This is a genomic window from Variovorax sp. YR566 (assembly GCF_051992195.1).
Taxonomy (GTDB): Bacteria; Pseudomonadota; Gammaproteobacteria; order Burkholderiales; family Burkholderiaceae_C; genus Variovorax.
This window is the reverse complement of the sequence record NZ_CP197092.1, coordinates 6,081,046-6,098,200: the sequence shown is the minus strand read 5'-3', so window position 1 is coordinate 6,098,200 and position 17,155 is coordinate 6,081,046. Positions and strand designations below refer to the sequence as shown.

The window sequence follows — 17,155 nt, the reverse complement described above, 5'->3', positions numbered from 1 at the left end:
CTGAAGAGCCTCAGTCGTAGTTGGTGAACCGGCTCGGCTCCTGTGTCGACTGGTTCAACGGCTGATAGCCTTGGATGTTCTGCAGCAGCGTGCTCGTCGGGTTCGAGCCGACGTTGCCGAAGCCGTTGAACTGGATCTGGAACATCAGCCGTGTGTCGGGCGTCGTGCGGCCCGACACGAGGCGCTCGAGCACGACGCGGCCCACCCAGCAGCAGGCGTTGTACTCCGCGCCGATCAGGCTGTCGGACATCGCGTGGTCGTGCAGGCTGTAGCTCAGCCGCCCCACCGCATACCAGCGCCCCGGGTCCGTGGGCGACTTGTTGCCGAAGAGGCCTCTCGTCAGCTCGCTCAGCGGCCACTGCCAGTTGAAGTCCACCGTCTTCGTGCCGTCGTCCGCGGTCGAGCTGCTGTCCGCCTGGTAGCGGAAGGCCGCGGTGAGCGTGTGGTACGGCGCGGGCGTGTAGCGCAGGGTGAGCGCGTCGCGCGAGCTCTTGCCGGTATCCATGTTGTATTGCGCTATGCCGTCCACGCTCCACTTCGGGTTCCAGTGCACCAGCCCGCCGACGATGAAGTCGCCCGCGCGATCGGTCACGGCGGTGCCGCTGGGCAGCGTGACGTTCTGGTCGCTGAAGCGAAAGCGCTGCGCGATGCCGAAGCGCGCCGACTCGGCGCCGGTGGTCGGGTCGATCAGGCGCGTGCTCACGCCCGTGGTCAGCGTGTTGGTGTCCGAGACGCGGTCGTTGCCCGAGAACGCGTTCTCGGTGTAGAGCGTGGCAAAGCTGATGTCATTGGCGGCCGTGTCGTACACGGGCAGCTGGCTCTGGTCGCGGTAGGGCGTGTGCACGTAGAAGGCGCGCGGCTCCAGCGTCTGCCGCCATGCGCGCCCGAAGAGGTTGGTGTCGCGCTCGAACACCAGACCGCTGTCGAGGCTCACGGTCGGCACCACGCTGGTGATGGAGGTCGCGCCGCTGGCCAGCGCCGAATCGAGCTGGTAGGCGGCGGTGTGCAGCAGCAGCTTCGGAATCACGTAGCCGCCTGGCGTGACCCACGGCCGGCTGATCTGCAGGTTGCCGACCATGCGCTCGCCGTTGGGTTGCTTGATGCCGTTGAGCGTGGGCGAGTAGGCGGAATCGATCTCGAAGCGTGTGTAGTCCAGCGTGCCCGACACGTCGAAGCCGTGCCAGTCGTACTTGTTGTAGTTGGCCGTGATCTGCGGCACGCGGTTGTACGAAGGCGCGATGGGCGAGGCCGCGTACTGCAGCGTCTGGTAGGCGAGGGTGCGCGCCTGGCCGCTCCAGTCGCCCTTGGTCCAGTTGAGGTCGAACTCGTTGGTGAGCGTGCGCGAGGTCAGCGTGGGCGTGTGCGAGAAGTCGCGCCAGTAATCGTCGTCGCTCACGCGGTTGATGTTGAACGAGGTGCTGAGCGAATCGAGCCCGAAGGGCTTGGGATCCAACTGCTGGTTGTGCTGAGCCCACAGGCCCCAGCGGTTGATGCCGCGCAGGCTGTCGCTGGGCATCTCGTCCACGCGGATCTGGCCGCTGTAGGTTTTCTCGAGGTAGCGGAACTCGGTGCCCAGGTTCACGCCGCGGCTGGTCATGATCTCGGGGTACAGCGTGAGGTCGCGGTTGGGAGCGATGTTCCAGTAGTAGGGCTGCAGGTACTCGAAGCCGTTGGTGGTGTCGTAGCCGATCACCGGCGGCAGCAGGCCGCTCTGGCGCGCGTTGCTCAGCGGAAAGCTCACCGACGGTATCGAGGGCGTGGTCACGCCGAGGAAGCTGATCTGCGCGTCGGTGGCGGTTGCGAGGTTGGTGTCGGTGTCGGTGGCCATCGTGACCGCCGTGAGCATCCACGCAGGCACCCAGCTCGAGTAGTTCTCGCGCAGGCAGGTGGTGTAGGTGACGTGCCGCGCCACCGATACCTTCGGGTCGACGAAGTCGATGCGATCGGCCTCGCCATGCCCGCCGTTGGCCAGCAGCGTGTAGCGCACGTGGTTGAAGAAGCCCTCGAAGCTCTCGACCTTCAGGTGCAGCTCGGGGCCTTCGTACACGTTGCCGGCCTGGTTCAGGTGCACGTTGCCTGTGGCCGTGGCCAAGTCGCCCGGCGGCTGGTATTCGAGCCGGTCAGCCGTGATGCGCGTGTCGCCGCGCCGCAATGAGGCATTGCCCTCGACCACCACTTCGAGGTCGGGCCGACCGCTGAGCTTGTCGCCGTCGACCAGGCTCGGGCGCGTGCTGCGCTCGGTCGGTGCGATGGTCTCCGCGAGCTCTGGCGTACGGCGCAGCGTCATCGGCGCCTCGGTCCATGTTTCCTGTGCCGGGGCCGTTTGCGCGCGCAGCAGAAGCAGCGACAGCAACACCATCGGCGGCCGCGGAAAACCGCGCCAGCGTAATTTCATGTGAGAGGATTTCCAGGAAGCAAGCCGGCGTCGGGTCAGGCGTCTTGCCTGGCCTGCGATTCCCATGCAAAGCCGACGCCATAGACCGAGCGGATCCAGTCGTGCTCGGTCGAGACGGTGGCGAGCTTCTTTCTGAGGTTCTTGATGTGGGTGTCGACCACGCGTTCGTTGACGTCGAGCGCCTCCGGGAACGCGGCTTCGAGCAGCTTCGAGCGCGTCAGCACCCGCCCGGGCTCCTGCGAAAGCGCGCGCAGCAGCAGCGACTCGCGGCGCGTCAGGGGCAGGTAGTGCCCGTCGAGAATCGCGCAGCCGCGCACGGCCCCGAAGGTGATCGGCACCGAAGGGCGCGCGACGATGCGGCGCTGCGCATAGCGCCGCAGCACCGTGTGGATGCGCACCACGACTTCCCTCGGAGAAAAGGGCTTGCACACGTAGTCGTCCGCGCCGAGCTCGAAGCCGCGCAGCCGGTCGGCTTCGTGCGCAAGCGCCGTCAGCATGATGATCGGGTGGTCGCTGCGCGCGCGGATCTTCTCCAGGATCTGCAGGCCGTTGACGTGCGGCAGCTGAACGTCGAGCAGCGTGAGCGCGGGCGGCGAGGTCAGGATGCGATGCAGCGCGACCGCGCCGTCGTCGATGTGGTCGACCTCGTGCCCGGCGCGGTGCAATTCGTCCAGCAGCACCGACGCGGCGTCGCGCCCTTCCTCCACCAGCAGGATCCGGCTCATCGCGTCATTGCAGCTTCAGGACGCCCGGGTGCGCCGGCCTGACCGGGGCCTGCGCGCTCTTTTCGCGACTGTTCCTCATGTGGTCGTCGACCGTCAGGTTGCCCTGCAGGCCGGTCAGCAGCCGCAGCGTGCGGTCGATGGCGTTGTCGTCGAGCATCGGATAGCCCTGCTCGGTGCGCCCGTTGTTGCGCGCCACGCGCGCGATGTAGGGCAGGTCCTGCGGCGTGATGACGACGGACGGCATCACGCCCTGCAGTTCCACGCCCTCGAACGGCAGCAGCACGAAGTACTGCACCCGCAGGTCGGGCGGCAGCAGGCTGCGCAGGTGCGTGGTCTTGCGACCGCACTGCCAGGCCGGGTCTTTCACCTCGCGCGCCAGCGAATGCCCGTTCTGGCGCAGGAACCAGCGCGGCAACGCCTGGGCTGCGGTCTTGCGATACACCACCGCGTTGCGCCAGCCCTTCACCTCGAACAGGTACACGCCGGCCTCGCACACCAGTGCCACGTCGAAGCGGGCCGTAGGCACGGCGCTGCCTTCGTACATGGGGATGACGAGATCCCGAAGCACATGCATCCGATCGAATGCGGGCTGGAACGCACTGACGAGTTGCTGGATGGCCAGCGTGGTCGCCGTGGTGTTGTTCGCTTGCTCGCCCTCCGCCGGGCACGCGCGGCGCACGGGTGCGGTAGCGTCGGGCTTCGGGTGTCCGTGGCCGGCCAGCTTCAGCACGGGGCGGGTGGGGACTTTATGCAAGGCAGTGGTCATGTAAGGCTCCTTCGAACTTCAAGGATTGCGCAACTTTCGGGAGACTTTGTGCAGAAACGGCAATTGATCCGTTTGTTCGGCCTGCGCGGATTGCGGGCCCGCGATCGAGTCGATCGACGGGCTGTTTCCGATGCTTCCCATGAAGACGACCCACGCAAGCGCCAGCTCGCCGTTGGCTGCGGCCAACACGTGCAGGTCGAGCAGCAGGCCCTGGAAGTCCTCCATCAGCTGCACTTCGGAGATTTCGCCGCGGTCGCGGCGCTGCTTCGACGATTCGAACTCGGCCCTTGCATTCGCGACGCGCGCGTACGCGGTGTTCGCGATGTCGCTCTGCGCCTGCAGGCGGCGCAGTGCCTCTGAAACCTGCTCTCGTGCCTGCGCGACCGCGTGCACGTAGAAGGGATTGCCGGGCACGTCGATGTCCTGTTGTGCTTCGTTCGTCGCCTCGTTCGTCGCTTCGATCACGCCGTCGGGCATCACGCTCGCGTCGGCGCCGTAGAGTGCGGCGGCCAGGTTGACGTCGTTCCTGTTTGAAAGCACTGCCATCGGGAGCTCGCGCGGCACCTCGGCTGCGAAGCGAGGCAGCGACTTGTCCTGCAATGCCTCGGCGAGCATTTCGTTCAATGCAGCTTCCGACATGTGGCACTGCTTTGCCAGATAGGAGATGTAGCTCGCACGCTGCGCCTGCAGCTTGCCGATGGTCGTTTCCGCGCTGGCGTGCCGTGCCGCGAGCTGCTTCGCAAAGTCGTCGTACGGCTGCGTGGTGCCCTGGATGAGCAGGGTTTGCCGCACGACGGCGGAACGCGTGTTCTCCAGATAGAGCAGCTCGAGCGTCTTTACCTTGAGCGCGATGTAGGTCGCGGCCACGCCCGATTCGTTGGCGCCGCCCGATGCGGCCATCAGCCGGTTCATCGCCGTGTCCTCGAAGCTGGCCCACCAGTGTTGCTGCTGCGTGTTTGCCGACGCCTGCGTGCGCACCTTGTGGTCGACGAACATGCTCGCCGCAAGCACGGAGGTGGAGTGAACCATCGCGATGCTCGTGCTGGCGCATGCGATGGCCAAGGCGCCGCAAATCGCCGCTATCAGGATTCGTGAGCGCTTCACCTGTGAGTCTCCAGCTTCGTCATGCGTGGATCTTTTCAGGCGATCTGGGAGAAATTTGAAGGACGCTGCAATGGCCCTGCCGCATGAGGCCTGCGCGTGTGTGATGTACGCGCACAACACTCGAAGCCGCAGAAAACGGAACCACCAAATTCCTCCTGATTTGGGCGAAACCATGCGTACAGCCGGTCGATACCGAACGGCCGCATCAGACCTGAAACTGGAGAACCCTGAATGAAGAAAACCCTCACGGCATTCGCTGCCCTGGCCGTCTGCGGCCTGGCTTCTGCCCAATCGTCCGTCACGTTGTTCGGCGTCGTGGACGCTGGCCTGACCTACCAGTCGAGCACCTCGCGCGACACGACCACCGGCGCGTCGGTCAAGCAAAGCAAGACGAGCCTGGGCAACTCGGCCTACAACTCCAGCCGCATCGGCTTCCGCGGCACCGAAGACCTCGGCGGCGGGCTGGCAGCGAGCTTCTGGCTCGAAGCGCCCATCACCAACGACGACGGCGCCACCGGCATCTCCACCTTCGCGCGCCGCTCCACCGTGAGCCTGTCGGGTGGCTTCGGCGAGCTGCGCCTGGGCCGCGACTACACCGCCACCTTCTGGAACGACACCGTGTTCGATCCGTTCGGCACCAACGGTTCGGGCACCAACGTCATCAGCACCGTCAGCGGCAACACCACCATCAACAACGCCAACTACGTGCGTGCCAGCAACTCGATCGGCTACTTCCTGCCGCCGAACCTGGGCGGCTTCTACGGCCAGGTGCAGTACAGCCTGCACGAGAACGCCAGCACCGACGCCACCAGCACCACTGCAGCTTCCAGCAGCACGGCTGGGCGCTACGTCGGTGGCCGCTTCGGCTATGCCAACGGTCCCCTGGACGTGGCACTGGCCGTGGGCCAGAGCACCGTCGTGGACACCACCGCGCTGGAGCGCAGGGTGCAGACCATCAACCTGGGCGCTTCGTACGACTTCGGTCCTGTGAAGCTGTTCGGCGAGCTGTCGAACGTGAAGAACAAGTTCGACTACGCGGCAGCGGCTGACACGCACGACACCTACAACGGCTACCTGATCGGCGCGACCGTGCCGGTGGGCGCAGGCCTGATCCGCGTGGCGTACTCGCAAGTGCGCTACAACGAAGGCACGGCCGGCATCACGGGCGAAGACCCGATGGCGCGCAAGTTCGCAGTTGGCTACGTGCACAACCTGTCCAAGCGCACGGCGCTGTATGCGACGGTGGCGCGCGTGAACAACCGCAACGACGTGAACTACACGGGCAGCCTGGTGTCGGCCAGCACCACGGGCTACGGCAGCACGGGCACCAGCTACACGGGCCTGCCGCGCTCTTCCACCGGCTACGACTTCGGTATCCGCCACGCGTTCTGATGACATGAGGACATGAACGGAGCAGCGCGGCCAGCAAGCGGCCGCGCTGCTCGCCCCCGCTGCGCAGCATGGACTGCGCGGCGCCGGGGCATCGCTGCGCTCGGGAGGGACCTCAGGGCAGCGAGGAGATGGAGCCGCAGTTTCAAGGCAGGTGAAATGAAAAAACAGTCATTCGTGCTCGCGCGCTGGTTGCGCGCGTCCGTCTTCTTGCTCGTTGCCTTCGGGTCGCTCGCAGCGGCGCAGGCACAGGCACAGAACAGAATCGAATCAGTCACGGGCTCCGTGCAGGCAGGCAGCGAAGTGCTGCGTGTCGATTTTTCCGAACCGTTGGCCGCAGCGCCCAACGGCTTCGCCATCCAGTCGCCGGCGCGCATCGCGCTCGACTTTCCTGGCATGACCAGTCGCCTGGGCCGGGAAGCCATCGATATCAGCCAGGGCAACCTGCGCTCCGTCAACGTGGTGCAGGCGGGCGAGCGCTCGCGCCTCGTGCTCAACCTGAAGCAGGCGACCGCCTATACGACCGAGCTGCGCGGCAAGTCGCTGCTGGTGGTGCTGCAACCCGCGGCGGGCCCCGCGCTGGTGGCTTCCACACCCTTCGAGTTTGCCGAGAACCGCAACCGCGACGTGCTGCCATTGCGCGACGTCGATTTCCGCCTGGGCACCGAGGGTGCCGGCCGCGTGATCGTGTCGCTGCCCAACGACCAGGTGGGCGTGGACATCCGCCAGCAGGGCAAGGGCCTCGTGGTCGAGTTCACCAAGTCGTCGCTGCCCGAGGGGCTGAACCGCCGGCTCGACGTGTCCGACTTCGGCACGCCGGTTCAGTCGGTGAGCATGCAGCAGTCCGGCGACCGCGTGCGCATGGTGATCGACCCGCGCGGCGAATGGGAGCACAGCGCCTACCAGAGCAACAGCCAGTTCGTGGTGGAAGTGCGTCCGCGCAAGGAAAACCCCAACAAGCTCGCGCAAGGCACGGGCTACAGCGGCGAGAAGCTGTCGCTGAATTTCCAGAACATCGAGATCCGCTCGCTGCTGCAGGTGATTGCGGACTTCACCAACTTCAACATCGTCACTTCGGACTCCGTCAGCGGCACGCTCACGCTGCGCCTCAAGGACGTGCCCTGGGACCAGGCGCTCGAGATCATCCTGGAGGCGAAGAACCTCGGCATGCGCAAGAGCGGTAGCGTGCTGCGCATCGCGCCCGAGGACGAGCTCAATGCGAAGGAGAAGCTCAGATTCGAATCGCAGGCTGCGATCCAGAACCTGGAGCCTGTACAGACCCGGTCTTTCCAGCTCAACTATGCCAAGGCGCCCGCGATTGCGCAGAGCCTTACCGGCACGGGCTCGTCGAGCGGCGGATCAGGCGGATCGACGACCCGCATCCTGAGCGCGCGCGGCAGTGTGATTGCCGAGCCGCGCACCAACCAGCTTTTCGTTTCGGATATTCCGTCGCGTCTCGTGCAGGTGGCCGAGCTGATCCAGAAGTTGGACGTTTCAGTGCGCCAGGTGCTGATCGAGGCCCGGATCGTCGAGGCGTCGGACACCTTCAGCAAGTCGCTGGGCGTCAAGTTGGGCGGCTCGGTCAAGGGAAGCAACAGCTCGGTAGGGACGCAGCCGACCACTTCGAGCGACGGGACCACAACCTTCTCCGGAAACTCGACCAGCAACTTCGTCAATCTGCCCGCTACCAGCTCGAGCGGATCGAGCGTCGGCACCTTCGCCGTGTCACTGTACAACTCCAGCCTGTCGAAGATCCTCAACCTCGAGATCTCCGCGCTGGAAGACGAAGGCAAGGGCAAGGTCGTGGCCAGTCCCCGCGTGGTGACAGCGGACCAGACCAAGGCCCTGATCGAGCAGGGGACGGAGCTGCCCTATCAGTCGGCAACGTCCAGCGGCGCCACTTCGGTGTCGTTCCGCAAGGCCAACCTGAAGCTCGAAGTCACGCCGCAGATCACGCCGGAAGGCAACATCATCCTGACGCTCGATGTGAACAAAGATTCGGTCGGGCAGTCCACGAGCGCGGGCTACGCGATCAATACGAAGCATGTCCAGACGGAGGTGCTTGTCGAGAACGGAGGAACGGTCGTGATCGGCGGGATCTTCGAGCTGACGGACAACATCGACGAGTCGCGCGTTCCGGTGCTGGGCGAGATCCCGGTGGTGGGGGCGTTGTTCCGCACACGCAGTCGCACCTACAACAAGACGGAACTGCTGGTCTTCATCACGCCGAAGATGATTACCGACCGGACTGCGCTGCGTTGAATGCCGGGCGGCCAGGCGGCCTTCCGGTCGCCATGTCCGCTACAGGCGCTTCAGAGATCGCTTGTCGTTCGCGGCCTGCAGTTTCAGTCCCAGCGCCACCGCCTTTGCCGTGATCTGATCTTTCATCGCTCTCGCCCGGTCCCTGAGCATGATGAGATTGGACGTGATCGTCGCGCGACGCATGGGGTGCGGGTCGATTCCGAGTGCATCGGTGGTCATGTTGCGCGCCCCATGGCTGCTGCAACGCAGCGCGCCCGGCGCCGGAATCAGCGCGGGGCCAAGGTTGAACAGGATCAGCTGGATCATTTCCACTGGCATGGACAGCAGGCCGACCGGCATGGGCTGGTGCGCGGCGGGGATCAGCGCGATCGCATTGGTTGGGGTCTGAATGGCCATGACTCCCCCAGGGGGAGGCGGCAAGTCGGGCGGCGGGTGGGGAGGATCGGGCGCCACGTCTTCCGGTATGGTGCCTTTGTCCACGAAGGGGCCGCACTGGGGCGCCGCGTGCAATGAAACGGGGGGATCCGCGGGGCCCAGCACTTGAAACCGCAGGCGCAGACATAAGGTGGCATCGCTGTTCTCATCAAGGTGCGATGGAGGTCTTCTTCCCGCTCGCGATTCTCGGAAGATGCCGTCCGACCGCAATCACCCGATCATGTGATCCGTCCCTCGAGCCTGCCGGATGGCCATCCTGTCCGGCGCCGCCTCGGCTTCTTCCTGCTCCATCCAGTGCGTCCCGGCGCCATGTGCCTTGTTGCCGGCCTCCACGGCCGCCTGGAATGCGGCGCGCACCGACGGCGTGTCAGGCTCCCACAGCCAGTGGCCCTCGACGGGGTGCCCGAACAGGCCCACGCACGGCAATCGCCAGCGCAGGCGGATCCATGGGCGCGAAGCTGCGGGAGTGCACATGCCGGCGAGTCTGAGCGGCGATGTGGGAGACATCTTGAGGAACCTGCCCTATTACTCCACCACCGGCACCTCACGCCAGTTGAGCAGCCGCAGGCTCAGGCTGGACGAGAGCGACACCTTCAGGTTTTCGACCGTGCCGGTGCTGGAGCCTACCGACAGCGTGGTGCCGCCGCTGGTGCTGCTGGTGAACCGCAGGTCCGTTACCGCGTACGACTCAGAGATGTAAGCGGCGCTGCTTTCCAGCGCCGACTGCCCCGTGCCGAAGTTGATGGCATAGACCCGGCTGGTGCCGGAAGGGCTGCAGGCATCGGCCGTGGTGAGCGTGGAGGCGAACGCCACCACGCCGCCAGTGGTCGCCGTGGCGGTGATCATGCGCCAGGCGATGCCGCTGCTGCTGTCGGTGCCGAGGTCGACATACCAGCCCATCGAGCTGCTGCCCAGTGTCGTGGTGGAGGTCAGGTCGGTCAGCGCGGTCAGGTTGCTGCGTGCGAACGGAAAGCTCACCCCCGAGGGCAGTGACGAAGACGTATTGAAGGCCGAGGCCGTGCCGTCGAGCAGCGCATAGAAGTCCTGCGCCGCGGTGGAGTTGACGTCGCTGGACGACAGCAGCTGGCCTGTGCCCAGCAGCACGTAGCGCTTCTTCGTGGTCGGATGCACCTCGACCAGCGGTTGCGTTGTGACGGGCTGGGCGTTGCCGCTGGCGTCCGTCAGGCTGGCCAGCAGCAGTGGTGCGCTGTAGGTCGAGGTGCCGGTGACGTCGAAGCGCCAGACTTGTCCGTTGAGGTCGCCGGCGTAGATGGCGTCGGCCGTGCCGTCGGTGAAGTCGCGCACGTAAGCGGTGGCATGCGTGAGGCCGGCGGCGGTGCTCCCGGTCTTGACCTTTTCCAGCAGCGCGCCGGTCTTGGGGTTGACGAAATAGACGTAACCGTAGCCGTCGCTGTTGTTGTAGCCGGAGGTCAGTACCACCACCCAGCCGTACTTGGCGGTCTTCACCACTACCGGTTCGCCGTAGCTGAAGCCCATGGTCGAGTCGGTGAACTCCCACAGCACCTTGCCCGCGACCACCGATTCGGAGGTCATGCCCGACGGATTGGTGACGTCGATCGCATAGAAGCTCTTGCCCCCCTTGCCGAGCCCGCCGACCAGGATCGTGCGCCAGTCGGAGGTAGAGGTAGACGTCGTGGTGAGCGAGCCGCCCGCGTAGTTGAAGTCGACGTCGAAGGACAGCGGCGTCGCATCGACGTAGTAGTGGTGGGTGTAGCTCGGGTTGCCCAGCGCGGTGAGGCCGTCGGAGGCCGAGGTGTTGGGCGTGCCGCTCGGTCCCTGGAACAGCGCGCTGGGCACGTAGGCGAAGATTTCGGTGCCCGCGTCGGTGCCCGACAGCGTGCCGTTGAATGCGTGCAGCATGCCGTCGTTGGCGCCCACGTAGACCACGGTGGGACGGCTCGACCAGGTGCTCTTGAAGGTCGCGTAGCCGGGGTTGATCGAGTCGGAATACGTGAGGCTCGGGGCAGCCACCGGCGTTACCTTGGAGCCCACGATGTCGCCCAGCAGCACCGAACGCGCGCGGTAGGCCTGGCTGCTGCCACTGGTGGTGGAGCCCGATTCCTGCGTCTGATCGCCGCGCAGGTAGTTCAGGTAGTCCGAGCCGTCGCTGCCGCGATAGGACGTGACCAGCGCGGCCTTTTGGCTGGTGGTGAGGCTCGCGTAGCGAAGGGGCTGGCCGCTGCTGCCGTCCCAGGTGGCGACGCGGCGCGCCGTGCTCCAGCCAGTGCTGGCGAGCTGCGTGGCAAGCTTGGCGGTGGAAGTCCACATCACGGTCGAGGTGGTACTCAGGTCGGTGCCGATGGTTACGCTGCTGGCGGTCAGCACGCCGCTCCAGGTCTTGGACGCGTACTGCGCGGCATACGAGGCGCTGCCCGAATCGCTCACCTGCGCGGACGACAGCGAGAGCGAGGTGGTGTAGGCGCTGACGGCCGTGGCGATGGCCGAGAAGGCCTTGGTGAGGCCCGAGACCATCTGGCTCGCGCTACCCGCCAGGAAGTAGTTGTCGGGGCGGTACTCGGTGGCGGTACCCATCGTGATGGTCTCGCTGCTGCTGTTCCACCAGCTCTGCGTGAGCGCGGTGGTGGTCTGGGTCGGGTCGTAGCTCGACGGCACCGTGAAGCCGCCGTACTTGGCAGCGAGCCAGTAGGGGTTCTTGTCGGCTGCCGTCTGGTACTCCATCACGTCCATCCAGTAGGTCGAGATGGTCTGTGTGCTGGTCAGGTCGGAGCGGATGTCGTTGGTGTGGGCCTGGTAGGCCAGACCTGCCATGTAGTAGGTGGCGTAGGAGCTGTTCCACCACGCATCGACCTTGGAGCTCAGTCCTTCGAGCGTGAGCAGGTTGTTGGTGTAGGTGCGCGCCAGGTTGAGCGTGTCGCTGCTGACGGCCGACGGCTTGGTGCGCGTGCTGGTCAGCGTGCCGCCGCCCACGTTGTAGTCGTAGTGCGTGTTGGTGTCGCCGATGCCCAAGATGAAGTTCTTCTGGCACGCGTACAGCACCGGGTCGGTCCACGTGGTGACGGCCGGGAAGCCGTCGAGCAGCGTACTGCGCGTGCTCGACGACGAGGTGGTGGCCGGGGTGATGTAGCTGGTCCACGTCGACACGTTGCCCAGGTTCTCGAAGTAGCGCACCGCGGCGTAGTAAAGCTCGCTGACGTTGTCGTACGTCATGTACGACGAGGAAGCGGTGCCGAACTTGTTGAGGTAGTTCATCACGCCGCTGTTGCTGATGGTCACGCCGCTGGTGTTGGTTGTGGCAGTGGCGGTGGCCGAGTCGGGGTTCGTCACCATGATGCCGGTGGTCGAACTCCACTCAGCCTTGCTGTTGGTGGTGACGGTGGTCGACAGCGGCGTGGGGTAGGTCGGGCCGATGTAGCCCATCGGCGCGCGCAGAACGGCGCCCTGGTTGGTGGCACCGCTGCCGTTCAGGTAGGAGAAGGCGCTGTAGCGGATCTTGTTGGCGTAGCTCTGCATCAGCCCTTCGGGCTTGTACTGGCCGTTGGGATACAGCACGCAATTGGACTCCACGCCGCCCGAGGAACTGCTCGGGTCGCAGACCAGCACGCGGATGTACACGCGGTAGGTGCTGGCTGCATTATTTGATGATGAGGCGCTCACCCAGTCGGTGCCGCTCACGCTGGTGTTGCTGTAGCTGCTGCCGGTGCCCGAGAACACCATGGTGTTGCCGCGCTTCCAGATGCTGGTGTTGAACGAGGTCCAGCTCAGCGGCGTCACCGACGAGATCAGCGAGGACGCCACGTTGTGGCCGGTGGAGGTTGCCTGGCTGGTGCCGCGCAGCGGGAAGTTGGTCTGCGAGCCCTGGCTCGATCCCCAGGCTTTTTCGAGGATGGTCTGGGTCGTCGTGTCCACGCTGCGATAGCCGCCCGTCAGCGCCCATCTGAACGGGTCGATGGTCTGCATCGTGGCCCAGTTCATGAAGTTGCCGCTCCACTTGCTGGAACAGGTGTGGTAGTTGGTGCCGGTCGCGAGGCCCGTGGGCTGGAAGTAACTGCTTGCCGGCGTGGTGGAGTTCAGCACGTAGGTGTAGCACTTCAGCGGATCGAAGTAGCCCAAGTATGTAGAGCTGTCTGCATAGTTGCCGAGGTTGGCCACGCTGATTGCGGTCGGGTACTCGACCGACAGCGTGAGCGCGAGGTTGCCTGGAACGTCAGCGCTCGCGAAGACCGGCTGGTCGGCCAGCGTCACCGCGGTGGAGGCTGATGAGCCCAGCAGCAGGGCGGCGGCAGTCAGCGTGAGGGAAATGAGACGGGATCGATTCATCGGAGTTACTCGGGCCGGGTGAACGAAGTCTGGAGAAACACCTGAGTCGAGCGCGCACCGGTGACGCGCACACTCAGCCGGTAGACGGGCGAGATGGTCGAGGCCGGCCGCTGGCTCGTCGGCAACTGGCTGCTGCCGCCGGTGACGTTGCTGCTCGACGGCGCGTACACGCAGCTGCTCGTGGTGGCTGTGCCGGCCGCGCGGCACAGGCGGTCGATGACGTAGCGGATCGTGACGTCCGAGGTTGCGCCCGTCAGGTCGGAGGCCGTCGGGCTGAAGGTGGTGCCGGCGAAGTCGGTGCCGCTCGGCGAACTGCCGCTGACCAGCAGCACGAGCGGAATGCCCTGGTCGTTGGCGACCAGCTCGACAGCGCTGTAGTTGGCCGAGGGCACGCTGGCCGAGGAGAGCGTGGCCGTCTTCAGCGCGCCGCTCTTGAAGGCCGTCAGCACGTTGGAGGCGGCCTGCTCGCCCTGGCTGGCAAGGTCGCGCCGGAACGCGAGATTGCCGGCGCTCGCCAGCGAGGTGTGCGTGGAGCGCATCACGGCCACGCCGCCGATCAGCAGGATGACCAGCACGATCAGGCAGAACAGCAGCACCACGCCGCCCTGGCGCCGGGCGCGCGAAGCGCGAGAAGAGAAACCAGGTGTCATGACGTGGGCAGCAGCAGCACGTTGCGAAGGGGAATCGTCGATTCGACGACGCGGTGGCGAAAGTGCTGTTCGCTGGTGCTGAAGCTCACCTTCTGCTGCAGCGAGGTGGCGAGGTCACTGAACAGCGTGAGCGAAGCGGGCGAAGGCAGCTCGCCGTTCGCGTTTTCCTTTTCATAGTTTGCGCTGCGCAGCACCAGGGCGATGCGAATAGCCACCACCTGCCGCGCGGTGGCCGGCGTGGTCATCATGGTGGCGATGTCGTAGCCGGTGGTGCCGGGATCGACCCAGGTGTCGAGCACCCCGTCGGAGTTGGTGTCCAGCCCGTACAGCGCATGCATCTCGGCCACGCCGTCGGCGATGGCCTGCGACGCATCGGTGCCGTTGCTCATCAGCAGGTCGTAGCTGTAGAGCGTGTTGTTGCTGCCCACCCCGAACATCTGGAGCTGCGTGTTGCCCGCATTGACGTTGCCCAGCGGCGTGAAGTAGGCGCTTCCGTTGGCCGCCAGCGTGGACAGGCTGGTCGATGAGCCCGACGCGGTGTAGTAGGTGCTGCCCAGCGGCAGCGCATCGTTGCCGCTGGTGTCGGCAAAGGCGGTGCTGGCGTGCACCTGCTCCAGCAGGCAGTCGGTGGTGCCGCTGGCGCTCACCAGCCCGAGGTCGCCCTCGGTCATGCCCACGGTGTTGTCCAGGCGCAGGATGTTGCTCGACTTGCCGCTCGAAAGAATGAGCCGGGGCACATCGCCCGATGCCGCCGTGCCGCCCATCACCACCAGCACGTCGGAGCCGGCGTCGGACTGGCTCTTGCCGATCAGCACCGGCGCCACGCGCAGGTTGGCGCTGCCGCTCGCGCCACCGAGAAAGGCGGTGGCGAAGGGTGCGGGGAAGGCGGTGCTACGCGGCAGGTTGGGCGTGCTCGGCAGCGTTGCGTTCAGCAGGCAGCCGAAAGCACCCGCGAGGCTCCACGACTGCGTGAAGCCCGAGCCGGCGGCGCGTACGGCACGGTCCAGCACGTAGGCGGCATAGGCACCGGTCTGCCCCATGTCGTTGGTGGCGGTGGTGGTGCGCTTGCTCGACTCGCCGAAGATCAGCAGGCTGGTGACGGCCAGCGTCACCACCAGGCCGATGATGACCGCCACCATCAGCTCGATGAGCGTTACGCCGCGTTGATGCATGCGCTTAATGCTCTTCATGGCAGCACCACCCGCGTGACGAGCTGGCTTGCGGCGTTGGTCGCGGTGGACTCGCGGGTCACGGCGCGCCAGGCGACCACGATGTCGGCGGCATTGGCCGTACCCGAACTGTTGGTTGCGCCAGAGACGGCCTTCACCGTCAGCGTGGCGTTGGGCAGGCCGCCGTTGCTCAGGTCGCTCACGCGCGTCTGCCATGAGGTGGTGTCGACCGAGATGGAATTCTTCAGCCACATCGTGCTGGCGATTTCGTTGGCGAGCAGCGCGGCGCGGTTGCGGTCTTCGGCGTCGACGGAAATGGTGAGCGCGCGCGCCAGCATGCCCGCCATGCCCAGCAGGCCGAAGGAGAAGATCAGCAGCGACACGAGCACCTCGATCAGCGCGAAGCCCGATGACGGCGCGCGGCGTTGGGTTGGAGTTTTCATGTTCAGCTCGGGCAGCCGTCGGGTGTGCTGGACGACAGAGTCTTGGCCGGGTCGCACATGTGCACCTGTCCGCCCAGGCTCACGACCACGCGCAGCGGGCGGTCGGCCGAAGTCATCGTGATGTTGTAGGTGGGCGTCGAGCTCAGGTTGCAGGTGGCGCCCGTGACGCCGGTGCTGCTGTTGGCCACCAGCCGTCCCAGCGGGTTGAAGCAGACCGCGGCCGGCCCGCTGATGCTCACGCTGGCGCCGGCAACGGTCAGCACGCCGGCTTCGACGAAGGTGGCGACACTGGAGGTGTCGAGCGTCGACGAGGCCACGAAGTTGATCGACCAGTTCCTGCCGTTGGCCACGGCTGTCAGGCTGGTCTTCGGGGCGGTGTCGTTGGTCAGCGAGAACACCGCCGTGCGGCTGCGGCGAACCGCCTCGGCCTGTGCCTGGCGCAAGCCGTTTTGCAGCGCATCGCTTACCGTGCGCACCCGAGTGTTGGCAATCCACGCAAAGAGCGAGGGCATCGCCAGCGCCATGAGAATGGCCATCACCACCAGAGTCACGGAGAGCTCGATCAGCGTGAAGCCCGCCGATGGGGCGGCGCGCCTGGTCATCAGCATCCTCCCCGCTTCGACACCCAGTCGGTGCTGCAAGTCGTCCAGCCCGTTGGCACGGCTACCGTCGCGCGGTTGTTGGATTGGTCAACGGTGAAGATGAAACCCGCGGTGCTGTCGCTGCCCGTGGCTACCAACGTGTAGCTGGTGGCAGTTACCGCGCCATACGTGCCGTCGCACGACAGCGTGAAGGTGCCGACCATGCGCAGCGTGGAGGACACCAGGCAGGGCGAGGTGTAGCTGCCCGTGGACAGGTAGGTGCGGTTGTCCTGGAAGTAGCGCTCCATGTTCGCGCGCATCGTCGACAAGCCGCTGGTGGCGTCGACGATGCGCCCGCGCAGCACGTAGTCGCGGTACGAGGGGTAGGCGAGGCTCGCGAGGATGCCAATGATCGCCACGGTCACCATCAGTTCGATCAGGGTGAAGCCGAGCGCTCGCGCGCGGAGTTCGTGAGGCTTCTTCTGCAGCCGCGTCATGGGGTTCTTCTCCTCGTGTGCCGGAAACAAGCGGAAACTTCCTGGGCACCGAGTCGAACATTCAACTTTGGAGAAATCTGGCTGATGCGTTGGGGTTTGTGTGCGCTTGGACACACCGAATCCGACGTTTCTCTGACTTTGTTGCCCAGCATCACTGCTGTATCGGATCGACCGATGTTCAGGAGAAGTGATCGATGAAAAAGAAGATGTTGCTGTCCCTTGGGATGGCGTGTCTGGTGGGATGTTCGGCCGCGGCTTGGGCTGCGTCGACGACCACGGAAAGCAGCAGTGCGAGCACCGGCAGCACTGGCGGCAATTCAGCTGTTGATGCTGCGTTGAAGACCTGCGCGGCCAGCGTGGCCAAGGATTCGAACGGCGGCCCCGACGAGACCGCGATGACAGCGTGCATGACCAAGGCAGGCTTCACCAAGCCCGCGCAG

Annotated in this window: 15 protein-coding genes; 2 read left to right on the top strand and 13 right to left on the bottom strand. The window is 65.6% G+C overall.

The window, feature by feature from the left end; genetic code table 11:
• Nucleotides 1-10: 10 nt before the first annotated feature.
• From ACTG4X_RS28465 to ACTG4X_RS28450, 4 genes are read right to left on the bottom strand one after another with little or no spacing between them, the layout of a single operon-like run.
• The gene (locus tag ACTG4X_RS28465) at nt 11-2,395 is read right to left on the bottom strand and encodes an LPS-assembly protein LptD (RefSeq protein WP_440532509.1); all 2,385 of its coding nucleotides are present in this window, start codon (nt 2,393-2,395) and stop codon (nt 11-13) included.
• Nucleotides 2,396-2,430: 35 nt separating this feature from the next.
• Entirely contained in the window at nt 2,431-3,120 is a 690-nt protein-coding gene (locus tag ACTG4X_RS28460; protein WP_093057365.1) for a response regulator, read from the bottom strand.
• A 4-nt stretch (nt 3,121-3,124) separates the two neighbouring features.
• Nucleotides 3,125-3,886, bottom strand: a complete 762-nt coding sequence (locus ACTG4X_RS28455) for a nuclease-related domain-containing protein (RefSeq protein ID WP_440532508.1) — start codon at nt 3,884-3,886, stop codon at nt 3,125-3,127.
• 18 nt (nt 3,887-3,904) lie between these two features.
• Nucleotides 3,905-4,915, bottom strand: coding sequence for a hypothetical protein (locus tag ACTG4X_RS28450; RefSeq protein ID WP_440532507.1), 1,011 nt, complete (start codon nt 4,913-4,915; stop codon nt 3,905-3,907).
• Between the two features lie 306 nt (nt 4,916-5,221).
• Here ACTG4X_RS28450 and ACTG4X_RS28445 point away from each other — a divergent pair, with 306 nt between their 5' ends.
• Nucleotides 5,222-6,382, top strand: coding sequence for a porin (locus tag ACTG4X_RS28445; RefSeq protein WP_093057368.1), 1,161 nt, complete (start codon nt 5,222-5,224; stop codon nt 6,380-6,382).
• Between the two features lie 156 nt (nt 6,383-6,538).
• Nucleotides 6,539-8,641 (top strand): type IV pilus secretin PilQ, encoded by a 2,103-nt coding sequence (gene pilQ / locus ACTG4X_RS28440; RefSeq protein ID WP_440532506.1) that lies wholly within the window; start codon nt 6,539-6,541, stop codon nt 8,639-8,641.
• Nucleotides 8,642-8,680: 39 nt separating this feature from the next.
• Here the strand turns inward: pilQ and ACTG4X_RS28435 are convergent, their stop codons facing one another.
• From ACTG4X_RS28435 to ACTG4X_RS28395, 9 genes are all read right to left on the bottom strand, one after another.
• Nucleotides 8,681-9,037, bottom strand: coding sequence for a hypothetical protein (locus ACTG4X_RS28435; protein ID WP_440532505.1), 357 nt, complete (start codon nt 9,035-9,037; stop codon nt 8,681-8,683).
• A gap of 249 nt (nt 9,038-9,286) precedes the next feature.
• Nucleotides 9,287-9,550: a hypothetical protein gene (locus tag ACTG4X_RS28430; protein WP_440532504.1), complete on the bottom strand. Its 264-nt coding sequence runs from the start codon at nt 9,548-9,550 to the stop codon at nt 9,287-9,289.
• 51 nt (nt 9,551-9,601) lie between these two features.
• The gene (locus tag ACTG4X_RS28425) at nt 9,602-13,375 is read right to left on the bottom strand and encodes a pilus assembly protein (protein WP_440532503.1); all 3,774 of its coding nucleotides are present in this window, start codon (nt 13,373-13,375) and stop codon (nt 9,602-9,604) included.
• A gap of 5 nt (nt 13,376-13,380) precedes the next feature.
• A complete protein-coding gene (locus ACTG4X_RS28420; protein ID WP_440532502.1) occupies nt 13,381-14,025 on the bottom strand; it encodes a pilus assembly PilX family protein in 645 nt (214 codons plus the stop codon).
• On the bottom strand, nt 14,022-15,215 hold the full coding sequence (locus ACTG4X_RS28415; RefSeq protein ID WP_440532501.1) for a PilW family protein: 1,194 nt from the start codon (nt 15,213-15,215) through the stop codon (nt 14,022-14,024). The genes ACTG4X_RS28420 and ACTG4X_RS28415 overlap by 4 nt, the downstream gene beginning before the upstream one ends.
• Nucleotides 15,212-15,637 (bottom strand): type IV pilus modification PilV family protein, encoded by a 426-nt coding sequence (locus tag ACTG4X_RS28410; protein ID WP_440532500.1) that lies wholly within the window; start codon nt 15,635-15,637, stop codon nt 15,212-15,214. Before ACTG4X_RS28410 ends, ACTG4X_RS28415 begins: the two co-directional genes overlap by 4 nt.
• 2 nt (nt 15,638-15,639) lie before the next feature.
• A complete protein-coding gene (locus ACTG4X_RS28405) occupies nt 15,640-16,239 on the bottom strand; it encodes a pilus assembly FimT family protein (protein ID WP_440532499.1) in 600 nt (199 codons plus the stop codon).
• Nucleotides 16,239-16,715 (bottom strand): type IV pilin protein, encoded by a 477-nt coding sequence (locus tag ACTG4X_RS28400; protein WP_440532498.1) that lies wholly within the window; start codon nt 16,713-16,715, stop codon nt 16,239-16,241. The genes ACTG4X_RS28405 and ACTG4X_RS28400 overlap by 1 nt, the downstream gene beginning before the upstream one ends.
• Before the next feature lie 178 nt (nt 16,716-16,893).
• Entirely contained in the window at nt 16,894-17,124 is a 231-nt protein-coding gene (locus ACTG4X_RS28395; protein ID WP_143042628.1) for a hypothetical protein, read from the bottom strand.
• Between the last annotated feature and the right edge of the window lie 31 nt (nt 17,125-17,155).